Here is an 11,852-nt window from a genome sequence, read left to right on the forward strand (position 1 = left end):
TGGCTCTTCGGAGCCATGGCGCGAGCAGCCCGCTTCTGCGGGTTTGGCAAGACCACGGACCTTCGCTTTGCCGGTACGGCCGGGGAAAGCGCAAGGTCGCGTTGCGTCTGGCCGTGGGAGCGTAATCAGTGGAAGCCTTTCTCGTCTCGACCAGCGCCGTCGCCCTCGCGGAAATCGGTGACAAGACGCAGCTGCTCGCCTTTCTCCTCGCCGCGCGGTTCAAGAAACCCTGGCCGATCGTCGCGGGCATCGTCGCCGCGACCGTGCTCAACCACGCCATCGCGGGCGCGGTCGGCGCTTGGATCGCCGAAGCTTTGGGCGGGGATATCCTGCGTTGGGTGCTGGGCCTCTCGTTCATCGCCATGGCGGTATGGACGCTGATCCCCGACAGCATCGAAGAAGAGGAAACGAAGATCGCGCGCCAGATCGGCGTGTTCGGTACGACCTTCGTGACCTTCTTCATCGCCGAGATCGGCGACAAAACGCAGATCGCGACCGTGGCGCTGGCCGCGCATTACGCACAGGCGGTCGCGGTGGTCGCAGGCACGACGCTCGGCATGCTGATCGCGGACGTGCCGGCCGTGTTCCTCGCCGACAAATTCGCGACGAAGATTCCGACCAAATTCGTGCATCGCGTCGCGGCGGCGCTGTTCCTGGCGCTGGGCCTCGCCACGCTGCTGTCGGATTTCGAGTTGTTCTAAACGCGCGCGAGAAATGCGTGGAAGCGTTCGTCGAAGGCGGCGGGCGCTTCCACCATCGGCGAATGGCCGCATTGGTCGAGGATCAGCAATTCGCTGTCCTTGATCCCGCGATGGAGCGTTTCGGCGTGATCGACCGTGCGCCCGCCGTCGAGCCGCCCGTGGACGATCAAGGCAGGGCAGGCGATTTCTTTCAAGCGATCCTCGAGATCGGTTTCGATCAGGCTGCGCTGCACGTCGACGATGGCTTGGCCGGGGGCGAGCACGGCCGCGTCGACATAGCGTTCGAAGAAATCGCGCGGTGCGGTCGCGAACCAGTGTTCACTGGTCTTGCGGATCTGCGCCGGGTTCACGCCGTCGCGTTCCATTTCCGCGAGCAGCCCGCGCGCCAGACCGTGCCCGCGCACCGAAGCGCCCGTGCCGATCAGCACGAGCCCGCCGATTCTGTCGGGTGCGGCGAGGGCGGCAAGCTGGCAGACCACGCCGCCCATCGAATGCCCGACCAGCACGGGCTTCTCCAGACCCAGCGCGGCGGCGAAATTGACGACCCGCCGCGCGAATGCCTGGACCGAATACCCGTCCGGCGGCGCATCCGACCAGACGAAATTGTTGATCGCGTAGCCCGTGTGCGTCGCGGGCAAGCGCGCCATCGTCTCGCGCCACAGCACTGACGACGAGCCGAACCCGCCATGGACGAAAATTACGGGCCGCGATCCAGCGCCCGATTGCTCGTAGACGATTTTCCGGCCGTCGACCGCGACGGACAGCATTATTGCGCCGCCAGCGGGGGACGCACGATCGCCGCCGTCGTTTGGTCGACATGGCGGGGCTTGGCCGGCGGCATTTCCTGGATCGCGTGGACCGATTGGCCCCAGCCTTTCGTATCCGCGATTAACTGACGGTCGCGCACCACGAAGCGCCCGCGCACCAGCGTGTGGACCGGCACGCCGCGTACGGCGCGGCCGTTCCACGGCGTAATCTTGGCGCGCGATTGCAGATCGGCGTCGCAGATCATCGACGAGCGGCGCAGATCGACCAGCACGATATCGGCATCGGCGCCGGCGCGGAGGATGCCCTTCCTGGGGAACAGGCCCCAGGCGCGCGCCGGGTTGTAGGACGTCCAGCGGACATAGTCGCTGATCGACATGCGCCCCGCGTTCACTTCCGTCAGCATCAGCGACATCTGCGTTTCCACGCCGGGGAAGCCGCAATCGCAATCCCAAATCGCGGGACGCGTCTTCTCCTCGGGCACATGGGGCGCATGGTCGGTCGCGATCATGTCGATCGTGCCGTCCTTCAGCGCTTCCCAGATCGGGCCTTGGTTGCGCGCCTCGCGCACCGGCGGGTTGACGCGGATACGCCCGCCCAAGCGGCCGTAATCCTCGGCCCCCAGCAGCAGATATTGCGGGCAGGTCTCGCCGGTCACGTCCACGCCGCGCGCCTTGGCTTCGCGCAAAGGCTTGAGTTCCTCGGCCGAGGAGATGTGCAGCACATGAATGCGTGCCCCCGTCCATTCGGCGAGGATCGCGGCACGGCTGACCGCTTCGATCGCGACGACGGCGGGGCGGGCGGCCAGATGCGCCAAAGGATCGTTGCGACCCGCCGCCTGCAAATGATTCTGGCGGCGCGCCATGATCGATGCGGTTTCGGCATGCAGCGAAATGCGCTTGCCGTGGCGCGCCACGATCTCGAAGCCTTCCAGCATCGCGCCGGTCGACGGGGCGGGCAGATTGCCGAAAGTGTTGCCCATGAAGCATTTGAAACCGATCACGCCGCCCGCGACCAGATCTTCCAGATTGGCGAGGTTTTCCTCGCCCAGCAGGCCGTAAAGCCCGTAATCGACATGCGCCTTGGCGGCGGCGAGCGCGTGTTTTTGCGCAAGCTCGACCTTGCCCGCCGTCGGCGGATTGACGTTGGGCATTTCGAATACGGTCGTGACACCGCCCATCGCGGCGGCGGCCGTGCCCGTCTGCCAATCTTCCTTATGCGTATAGCCGGGCTCGCGGAAATGGACATGCGCGTCGATGGCGCCGGGCAGGATATGCATGCCGGTCGCGTCGAGCGTTTCCTTGGCTTGCGGCATCGCCGCATCGTCGCCGATGGCGAAGATCTTGCCGTCCTTGATGGCAAGGCTGCCGTCGCGCACGCCGTCCGGATAGACGAGCGTGCCGTTGCGCAAGACGATATCGGCGGTGACGGTCATTGTCGTTTCCTCGTTCGTTTTAGAGCGCGGCCCAGCCGCCATCGACCGGCAGATCGACGCCGGTGATCTGGCGCGACGCGTCGCTCGCCATGAACAGGCAAGCATTGGCGACGTCGGCGTCGATCGTCACGCGGCGCAGCGCGTAATCGGCGGCGTGGCGTTGCGCGGCTTCTTCGGGCGTGATGTTCAGGCGCCGCGCCATTTCCGCGCAGACCTTTTCGCGGAAGCGCGGCCCATCCACCATGCCGGGGGCGACGTTGTTGACGTTGATGTTGTAGGGCCCCAGCTCCAGCGCGAAGCTTTTGGTGATGCCGCGCAGGCCCCATTTCGACGCGGAATAGGCAAGACGCCCGGCGCGCCCGCGCATGCCGAACGTGCCGCCGACATTCACGATCTTGCCGTAGCGCTGCTTGATCATCGCCGGCGCCACGGCATGGATCGTGTGGAAGCAGCCATTCATGTTGAGGGTGACGATCTCGTCGAATTCCTCGACCGTGGTCTCGACGCCCGTCTTGCCGATCGGGCCGGAACCGCCGGCGACATTCACCAGCACGTCGATCCGCCCGAAGGTCGAAAGGCAGGCGCCGACCGCGCGTTCGACGGCCGCGGAATCGGTCAGGTCGCAGGCTTCGACTTGGACTTTGCGGCCCGCCGCGCGCGCTTCTTGCGCGACGGGTTCGATGGCCGCGACGTCGCGGCCGAGAAGGGCGAGGTCGCACCCCTCGGCCGCGAACGCGGCGGTGATGGCGGCCCCCATCCCTTTGGCGGGACCGGTGATGAGAACGATCTTGCCTTGGAGCTGGAGGTCCATCTGGCTCACTTCATCGACGAAGGACGGTCGGCGCGCGGCGGCAGGAAGGAACGGTTGAAGACCTGTTCCACCGGCGGCTTGGTTTTGAGGTCGAAGGCCATCGCCAGAATGTCGATCGACGCTTTGAGGCGCGCGTCGTCCACGTCGCCCAGCCCGATCTTCGCGATTTCGGGATGGTTCATCTCGTCCAAGATCGTGGCGTCGAAGCGTTCGCGTTCGATCTTCAAATCGATCAGCTGGTCGCGCTTGGCGACGGCGGCGACCGCGGCGGTCGGGTCCTTCAGCGCGTCGACGACGCCCTGGTTGATCGCCTTCAGAAGCCCGCGCACCGCTTGCGGATTTTCCTTGGCGAGCTTCTGCGACACCATGATGACGTTCGAGTAGAGATCCATCCCGAAATCGCCGAACTTGATGAAGCGCAGTTCCTTGTCCGCATCGATGCCGATCAGCTTGGCCGAAAAGCGGATCGTGTTGACGAAGCCGAAGGCGCCGTCGAACTGGCCTTGCATCAGCAATTGCTCGCGCAGATTGGGCTGGATGTTGGTGAGCTTCACGCCCGCACAGTCGATCTTCGCCAATGTGCAGAAGGCGGGGAACAGCTTGAGCGCGCCGTCATTGGCGGGGCCGCCCAGCGTCTTGCCTTCCAAATCCTTCGCCGTCTTGATCGGCGAGCCCGACTTGACCGCGATGGTGAAGGGCGGCTGGTTGAACATCGCATAGACGGCGATGGGCGCCACGTCGGGCTTTTGGGTCGCGAAATCGATCAGCGCATTCATGTCGCCGAAGCCGACATCGTAAGCGCCCGACGCGATCAGCGGGATCGGCGCACCGGAACCCGTCCCCGGGTCCATCGTCACCTCCAGGCCTTCGCGCGCGAAATAACCGCGATCCTGCGCCAGGAAGAAGTAGCCCTGCGGGCCTTGATACTTCCAGTTCAGCACCATTTTGAGCTTGGTCTGCGCGTCGGCCGGAGCCGACAACGCCGCACCGGCCAGCGCGAGGATCGCGGCGGCGAGATAACGCAATTTCATGCGGACTCTCCTGTTTGGGGTTTCTTGTCGATATCGGACGTGAAGGCGCGCGCGATCGCGGGGTTGCCGGCGACCGCGCCGTAAAGCAGGCGCACGAGGAAGGGGATCGCGTCGGCGACGTATTGCGGCGACGTCGTGGCGCACGCGTCCAGCGCCAGAACGACGTCGTAGCCGAGATAGGTCGCGTCGCTCAGCGTGGCGAACACGCAGCGATCGGTGTTGATGCCGGCGAAGACCAGCGTGGTGATCTGGCGGCGGCGCAAAATCGAATCGAGCTCGTTGTCCCAGAACCCCGACAGGCGGTGCTTATTGACCAGCACGTCGCCTTGTTCGATCGGCAACTCGTCGATATTCGCGGCCCCCCAATCGTCGGCGACCAGCGTGCGGCCCTTGCCCGAGATCGCAGGATCGCCATAGGTTGGGTGTTCGCCGCCGTTGCGCGCGCGCTCCAACGCGAAGGCGGGCAGGTTGGCGGCGTCGGGGCGCACGCCCCAATTCACCCAGAAGACCGGCACGCCGCCGCTGCGCGCGGCGGTCGTCAGCGCCTTGACCGGGCCGATCGCGCGGCGCACCGGCGCGGGATCGATGCCGGAAGCGGCGAACCAGCCCTCGTCGTGCAGAAAGTCGTTCTGCATATCGACGACCAGCAAAGCGGTGCGCGCGAGATCGATTTCGATGGGCTGCGGATCGGTCTCGATCAACGCGCGGCGCGGGGCGGGGGCCTCCCGCACGAAGCTCGTCACATTGCGCCGTTTCTCGCTTTCCATGGGGAAAGCCTAGGCGCGGTTATTGCTTCCAAAAACTGTCGCTTTCGAAGGAAAGCGGTTCGAAAAAGTACACGCCCCCTTGGCGCTGCCCGGCGTTTGGGCGCCGTGACCCGCCGGAAGCGAAGGCCTGCCCAATGAAGTATCAGCGGATATTGTCATATTTCGACGCGGTGGCGCGAACCGGCTCGTTCCGCAAAGCCGCCGAGCGGGCGAATATCACCGGCTCGGCGCTGGTCCGGCGCATCCAGGATTTGGAGCAGGAGCTGGGCGCCCCGTTGTTCGAGCGGCGCGCGCGCGGCGTGGGACTGACGACGGCGGGGGAGATGTTCCTCGCCTATGCCCGCGCGCAAAACGCCGAGGCGCAGCGTTTGGCTTCGCAGATCGAGGATATGCGCGGCGTGCGGCGCGGGGCGGTGCGCATTTCATGCAGCCAGGCGGCGGCCCCGCATCTGCTGCCCCAGGCGATCGCGCGCTTCACCGAGAAGCATCCAAAAATCTCGTTCCATGTCGAGGTGCTGGACCGCGAGGCGGCGGTCGCGGCCTTGGCGGATTATCGGGTGGATCTGGTGCTGGTCTATCGCCCGGCCCCGGCGGCGGGTGTCCTGCATGTGTTGAAGCGCCTGCCGCAGAAGCTGGTGGCGCTGCTGCCCGAACGCCACGCGCTGGCGGGCAAGGGGCCGCTGCGCCTGCGCGATTGCGTGCGTTACCCCATGGCGCTGCCCGAGCGCCCGCTGGGGGCCCGCGTGTTGCTGGAGGAATTCGCGGGCCGTGCGGGCATCCGGATCGCACCCGCCGTGGAATCGAATTCGTTCGAAATGTTGCGCGGCTGCGTGCGCTATACCGGCGTGATTTCGTTCCAGATCGAGGCCGGCGTGGTCAAAACGCGCGCCAAGGCGACGGACGGGATCGTCGCGCGCCCGATCGACGAGCGCGACGCGCCCCCCGCCGATCTGATCCTCGGCCAGTTGCGCGGGCGCAATTTGCCGGTCGCGGCGGCTTCGTTCGCCGAGATGTTCGCCGAACAGCTCGGAACGTTCTAAGATGATCGCTCAAGAATTGGAGAGAGGCAGCGTATGGAGAAGTTGAAGATCACCGCCGGCGGTTTCGTCTTCGGCGCGAAATTCGAGGATGCCGCACCCAAGACGGTCGCGAAATTCCGCACATTGCTGCCCTATCGCCAGAAGCTGATCCATGTGCGCTGGAGCGGCGAAGGCTGCTGGATCCCGCTCGGCGATTTCGATTTCGGTTTGGGCTACGAGAATCACACGAGCTATCCCGCGCCGGGGCAGTTCCTGCTTTATCCGGGCGGGATCAGCGAAACCGAAATCATCGTCGCCTATGGCGGCGTGCAATTCGCCAGCAAGATGGGCCAGCTCGCCGGCAATCATTTCATGACCATCACCGACGGGATCGAAAACCTCGCCACCCTCGGCAAGAAAGTGCTGTGGGAAGGCGCGCAGCCGATTTCGATCGAAGCGGCGTAGGCGAAAAGGGGCGGGCTTGTTCGGCCCGCCCCCTTCGGTTCAGGCGACCATGCCGGGTTCGGCGGTTTCCAACGCGAAATTCGCCGACGGCGGCGGAACGGGCGAGGTCAACGCCGGCAAGGCGCGCAGCGACGCCGGCAGCAGTCCGCGCGACTGATCGCGCAGGAAGCCCTTCAACGGTGTTTCCGCTTCGCAGAAGCCCGGCATCGCCGCGGCGGCGATGAGTTCGCGGCGCGACATGCTGGCCAGCAGGAATTCGTTCTGGTCGCGCCACACGCCCAATTCGCAGCGCGTGAAGCCGTACCAATCGAAACCGTGCAGGCGGAAGGTCGAGCCTTCGACGATCGCCGCGACCGCTTTGATCTGCCAATGCGTGGCGACGTAGAACAACGCCGCGCGTGCCAGCGCCTTGTAGATTTTCGTGTCCTTCGACACGTTGATGCCGCCGCCGAACCAGCCCAGATGCGAGGATTCAAGCTCGTAAGCCGCGGGCGCGGACACCGCGCAAGTGCGGCCTTCGCCCGCCATCGCCTGCGCCTGGTCGCCGTACCAGAAGGAAAGATCGGTCATCATTTCGGCGAGCGAACGTTCGAGCCACACGCGGCGCATGCCGATCGTCGCGACCGGACCTTCGTCGGGCCGCGACGCGGTGAACACGATCACGTCGGCTTCGGCGGGATTGTGGAATCGGCTGTCCTGCGCGGGCGGCATGCGCACCTTCGCGCGCTTGTCGTCGGGCAGCTTTTCCCAGAAGCGGCGCACGTCGTCGAGGCGGTGGCTCACGTCGATGTCGTAGCCATGCGCTTCGAACCACGCGCCGAGCTGCATCCAGCGCGTGAAGGCGATCTTGGGGTCGAGAACGGATTTTTCCGGGCGTTGGAAGACGTCGAGGAATTTCATGGCTTGTACCTCCGGGAACGAAAAGGGGAGGTAGCCATTGAACACGATTCCCGCGACGACCGGAGGGGCGACGCGCGTCAATTCGGCGGGCGCGACGAACTTTCTTCGAGCACGACGGACGTTGTCGCTACGAAGGTAGCGTCGTCGAGCCGGAACGGCAAAATTAACTTTTGATAGGCGGTCCAGTGCGTGCCGAAGTCGACGCGCAGCACCTGCGCTTCGGGTTGGGCGCGTTCGGCCGCTTCGCGCGCGTGACGGTCGATCATCGCGGCGTAGGGGACGAGCTGCGTGCGGTCGAGCACGCGTGCGCCGATCCAGCGGCGCGTGGGCACGTTGAAGCGCGAGCCAATATGCAGGCACACCGCTTCGCCGTCGACGATCTTGAATAGCGACGTGGTGCCGCCCTTCAACATCTCGACGAAATAATGCGCCATGTCGCCGGCGGCACCGCTGTCGAGCACCGAACGCAACTCGGGCTTCAACTCGCCATAGGGCATGCGCATATCGACCCAGCCTTTGGGGATGGGCGTGCGCGCGCGGATAATGCGCGCGACGACGGCGCCGAATTCGCGCGTCTCGAATTTCTGCAGCGGCGCGTTCGGCTCACCCATACCCACCAGCGCGAAGCGCGCGCGGCTCGCATGGATCGCGTCTTCGAGCGCCACGGCCGCCGCACCGGTCAGCGCCATGCGGTCGAAGGTCACGCGCATGCCGTCATGGCCGACGGGCTCGATCCCCGCCCAGCCGAAGCCGCGCGCCACGAAGGCGCGTACATCGCCATAGCCTTCGCCCGGCGTGCCCAGGCGGCGGCGCGCTTCCTCGACCAAGCCGTCGGGGGCGGACAGGAATTCGCCTTCGTCCGATATCCAGCCCGATTCCACGCCGGCCAGGCGTTCGGTCGATTTCATATCGGGCGTGAGTACGACTTCGCGCAAGAAAGCCATACGATCGGTGATCGGCAGCGACGCGGCGATGGCTTGCAGCCAATCGGCGTTGACCTTGCGGGTCAGGCCGGCGCTCAAACGCTCGAACGTGTCGGAACTGGTCCCGCAGATGCGCGCGGCATGGGCCAGGCGGATCCGCCGCCGGGACAAAGCCTCCAAAAATCGTTCGCGCACGTTCGGCATACAATTTTCTCCATACCCGCAGAACTGCGGGTGCCGGACGCCTAGGATTTCCGTCGAACAGTCCGGTCGTCCCAGGCCGGCATACAATAGCGCGGCACGGCGTTCCGGCCTAGTGCTCCCCGATTTCCCTCGGGGGGCCTGGGGTGGGGCGGTGGCCGGAGACGAGAAAGGCGAGACCGACCCATGGAAACGACCACAATCCCCGTCACCGTCCCCGCGAATTCGGCGATTTCCCTGCCGCTCGGCCCCCATGCGCGGGCGAAGGGGCGCAAATCGCGGCCCTCGCCGCGGTCCTACAAGATCGGCACGGAGGGCGGGCGTACCAGCCTGCGCCTGGAAGCGGAATTCCAGGCCGCACTGCGCGATATGTGCCGAATCGAAGGCGTGACCATGTCGCGCTTCCTTTCGGAACTGCGCCAAGGCCTGTCGGACGACGCGAATTTCTCGTCGAAGGTGCGCTGCGCGGTGTTGAGCTGGTACGCACAGCGCGTCGTGCTGCCGCAGGGCCGGCCGGAGCGCAAACGATGACCGGCGCCATCACGATGAATCGACGGGATCGATTTTCCGCCGCGCGCAGCCTGACGCTGGTCGTGCGCGGGCCGGGCGGTCCGCCGACGGCGGCGGAGATCGCCGCCTTGTTGTCGTCGATGCCGGCGACGACGAGTGGCGGCGAAGGCGGCGGAACGCGCTTGCGGGTCTATAATGTGGACTACCCGGAACAAGTCCCCTTGTGCCGGGATAGCGCGCCCGCCGCCGCCGTGATTCAGCCGAGATTGGCCTCCGCGAACTCGTAGTTGGCGAGCTTGTCGAGGAAGTTGGTCGTGAAATCCGGCCGGCGGTTGCGGAAATCGACGTAGTAGGCGTGTTCCCAGACGTCGATGACCAGCAGCGGCTTGCCTTCGCCGGTGGCGATCGGCGTGCCGGCATTGCCCGACTTCGTCGTCTTCAACTTGCCGTCCGCGCCGAGAACGAGCCACGCCCAGCCCGAACCGAACTGCGTGGTCGCGGCGGTCTTGAACGAATCCTTGAACGCTTCGACCGAGCCGAAATCGGCTTCGATCTTCGCCTTCAGCTTGCCCGGCATCGCGCCGCCCTTGGGCGACAGCGACTTCCAGAAGAACGAATGGTTCCAATGCTGGCCGGCGTTGTTGAACACCGGCGTCAGCGCCGCGTCGGCGGCCGACATCTTCACGAGTTCCTCGAGCGACTTGCTTTGCAGCGCCGCGTTCTTCTCCACCAGGCCGTTCAGCGCGGTGATGTAGGTCTGGTGATGCTTGCCGTGATGCAGTTCCAGGGTTTCCTGGCACATGCCGCGTTCGGCCAATGCGGTCTGCGCGAAATCCAATGCGGGAAGTTCGAAAGCCATGTTGTCGCTCCTTCGTACGGATGATGTCGGATGCCCGCGATGTCGAGCCGGGTCGATCCGGCGCGCACTATTTTACCCCTTGCCGCAGCCTGTCAACCTTACGGGAACTACGTGTTTTCGGATTTCCGCGTTACGCCGCGCCGGTCGAATCCGGCGCGAGGAATGTCCGGAATCCGTAATCCGTCTTTCTGTGGCCCGCATCCGAGCGACGTGGTGTCCCTCGCTTCGGAGCATGTTTGACGTTGAGGATCGATCCGGACCGCTCGAAGAATTTTCACCGATGGGCTAGCCTCGGTTCGGAAAAGAGCCGTGAGGCCGGTAATCGGGGGGTGTGGCGATGTTCGATTTGGTGCTTAAAGGCGGTCGGGTTATCGATCCGGCGCAAGGGATCGATGCGGTCAGTGACGTCGCGTTCAAAGACGGGCGCGTCGCGGCGGTCGGATCGAATTTGGGCGAGGCGGCGGATACGCGCGACGTCTCGGGCAAGATCGTCACGCCCGGTTTGATCGACCTGCATACGCATGTTTATTGGGGCGGTACTTCGATCGGCGTCGATCCGGATTCCTACGCGCGCCGGGCGGGCTGCACGACATTGATCGATGCGGGCACCGCGGGCCCCGGCAATCTGCCGGGATTCCGCGAGCACATTATCCGGCGCGCCGATGTGCGCATTCTGCCCTTCATGAACATCTCTTATCCCGGCATTTTCGCGTTCAGCCCCCATGTGATGGTCGGCGAATGCGAGGATTTGCGCCTACTGCATCCGCGCGCGTGCCGCGATGTCGGGCGCGAAAACCTCGACCTCATCGTCGGCATCAAAGTGCGCGTGGGCAAATCGGCGTCGGGCGAGTCCGGTCTGGCGCCGCTCGATATGGGGTTGGAAGTCGCCGATCATCTGGGCGTGCCGGTGATGGCGCATCTCGACCATCCGCCGCCTTATCGCAGCGAAGTGATGCCGCGCTTGCGCAAGGGCGACATCCTGACCCATTGCTACCGGCCGTTTCCGAACGCGCCGATCACCGGCGACGGCCGCGTGCAGGACGATGTGCGCGCGGCGCGCGAGCGCGGCGTCATTTTCGATATCGGTCACGGCGGCGGCTCGTTCGGTTACGAAACCGCCGTGGCGATGATGCGCCAAGGGTTCTCGCCGGATGTGATCTCCTCCGACGTGCATGTGTTGTCGGAGAACGGTCCGGCTTTCGACCAGCTCGTGACCATGTCGAAGTTCCTGGCGATCGGGATGCCTTTGGTCGAGGTGATCCGCGCCTCGACGATCAATCCCGCGCGCGCCGTGCGCAAAACCGATCGCGGCACGTTGACGCCCGGCACGCTGGGCGACGCGACGATCCTCGATATTGAGAAGGGCAAGTTCGCGTTCCCCGACGTTCTGGGCGAAATCCGCGAAGGCAGCGAGCATTTGCGCTGCAAGGGGATCGTGCTGGGCGGGCGCTGGTGGCGCGACTGA

Annotated in this window: 14 protein-coding genes; 6 read left to right on the plus strand and 8 right to left on the minus strand. The window is 65.2% G+C overall.

The features are described 5' to 3' along the window. The first annotated feature begins 128 nt into the window (after nucleotides 1–128). Nucleotides 129–701 carry a TMEM165/GDT1 family protein gene (locus J0H39_07115; GenBank protein MBN9496507.1) on the plus strand — a complete coding sequence of 191 codons (573 nt, stop codon included), beginning with the start codon at nucleotides 129–131 and terminating at the stop codon, nucleotides 699–701. Here the strand turns inward: J0H39_07115 and J0H39_07120 are convergent. Genes J0H39_07120 through J0H39_07140 form a run of 5 tightly spaced genes read right to left on the minus strand, consistent with a single transcriptional unit; the run spans nucleotide 698 to nucleotide 5,510 of the window. Then, complete coding sequence (locus J0H39_07120) at nucleotides 698–1,468, minus strand: alpha/beta hydrolase (GenBank protein ID MBN9496508.1); 771 nt, start codon at nucleotides 1,466–1,468, stop codon at nucleotides 698–700. The two genes, J0H39_07115 and J0H39_07120, sit on opposite strands and share 4 nt — an antisense overlap. Further along, nucleotides 1,468–2,901 (minus strand): allantoinase AllB, encoded by a 1,434-nt coding sequence (gene allB, locus J0H39_07125; protein MBN9496509.1) that lies wholly within the window; start codon nucleotides 2,899–2,901, stop codon nucleotides 1,468–1,470. Before allB ends, J0H39_07120 begins: the two co-directional genes overlap by 1 nt. A 19-nt stretch (nucleotides 2,902–2,920) precedes the next feature. After that, the gene (locus J0H39_07130; protein ID MBN9496510.1) at nucleotides 2,921–3,712 is read right to left on the minus strand and encodes an SDR family oxidoreductase; all 792 of its coding nucleotides are present in this window, start codon (nucleotides 3,710–3,712) and stop codon (nucleotides 2,921–2,923) included. 5 nt (nucleotides 3,713–3,717) lie between these two features. After that, complete coding sequence (locus tag J0H39_07135) at nucleotides 3,718–4,743, minus strand: ABC transporter substrate-binding protein (protein ID MBN9496511.1); 1,026 nt, start codon at nucleotides 4,741–4,743, stop codon at nucleotides 3,718–3,720. Continuing rightward, nucleotides 4,740–5,510, minus strand: coding sequence for a cysteine hydrolase (locus J0H39_07140; protein ID MBN9496512.1), 771 nt, complete (start codon nucleotides 5,508–5,510; stop codon nucleotides 4,740–4,742). Before J0H39_07140 ends, J0H39_07135 begins: the two co-directional genes overlap by 4 nt. Before the next feature lie 134 nt (nucleotides 5,511–5,644). Here J0H39_07140 and J0H39_07145 point away from each other — a divergent pair, with 134 nt between their 5' ends. Both J0H39_07145 and J0H39_07150 read left to right on the plus strand, forming a co-directional pair. After that, nucleotides 5,645–6,550, plus strand: coding sequence for a LysR family transcriptional regulator (locus J0H39_07145; protein MBN9496513.1), 906 nt, complete (start codon nucleotides 5,645–5,647; stop codon nucleotides 6,548–6,550). 33 nt (nucleotides 6,551–6,583) lie between these two features. After that, entirely contained in the window at nucleotides 6,584–6,994 is a 411-nt protein-coding gene (locus tag J0H39_07150) for a DUF3830 family protein (GenBank protein MBN9496514.1), read from the plus strand. Nucleotides 6,995–7,033: 39 nt separating this feature from the next. Here J0H39_07150 and J0H39_07155 read toward each other — a convergent pair whose 3' ends face one another. Beyond that, nucleotides 7,034–7,894 (minus strand): hypothetical protein, encoded by an 861-nt coding sequence (locus J0H39_07155; GenBank protein MBN9496515.1) that lies wholly within the window; start codon nucleotides 7,892–7,894, stop codon nucleotides 7,034–7,036. Nucleotides 7,895–7,971: 77 nt separating this feature from the next. Beyond that, a complete protein-coding gene (locus tag J0H39_07160; GenBank protein ID MBN9496516.1) occupies nucleotides 7,972–9,021 on the minus strand; it encodes a hypothetical protein in 1,050 nt (349 codons plus the stop codon). Between the two features lie 183 nt (nucleotides 9,022–9,204). On the opposite strand from J0H39_07160, the gene J0H39_07165 reads away from it, so the two are divergent. Next, nucleotides 9,205–9,549: a ribbon-helix-helix domain-containing protein gene (locus tag J0H39_07165; protein ID MBN9496517.1), complete on the plus strand. Its 345-nt coding sequence runs from the start codon at nucleotides 9,205–9,207 to the stop codon at nucleotides 9,547–9,549. Continuing rightward, nucleotides 9,546–9,815 (plus strand): hypothetical protein, encoded by a 270-nt coding sequence (locus J0H39_07170; protein ID MBN9496518.1) that lies wholly within the window; start codon nucleotides 9,546–9,548, stop codon nucleotides 9,813–9,815. Before J0H39_07165 ends, J0H39_07170 begins: the two co-directional genes overlap by 4 nt. On the opposite strand, the gene J0H39_07175 is transcribed toward J0H39_07170, so the two are convergent. Then, a complete protein-coding gene (locus J0H39_07175) occupies nucleotides 9,785–10,387 on the minus strand; it encodes a superoxide dismutase (GenBank protein MBN9496519.1) in 603 nt (200 codons plus the stop codon). The two genes, J0H39_07170 and J0H39_07175, sit on opposite strands and share 31 nt — an antisense overlap. A 337-nt stretch (nucleotides 10,388–10,724) precedes the next feature. Here J0H39_07175 and J0H39_07180 point away from each other — a divergent pair, with 337 nt between their 5' ends. After that, nucleotides 10,725–11,852 carry an amidohydrolase/deacetylase family metallohydrolase gene (locus tag J0H39_07180; GenBank protein ID MBN9496520.1) on the plus strand — a complete coding sequence of 376 codons (1,128 nt, stop codon included), beginning with the start codon at nucleotides 10,725–10,727 and terminating at the stop codon, nucleotides 11,850–11,852.

Source organism: Alphaproteobacteria bacterium, from assembly GCA_017308135.1.
Classification (GTDB): Bacteria; Pseudomonadota; Alphaproteobacteria; order CACIAM-22H2; family CACIAM-22H2; genus Tagaea.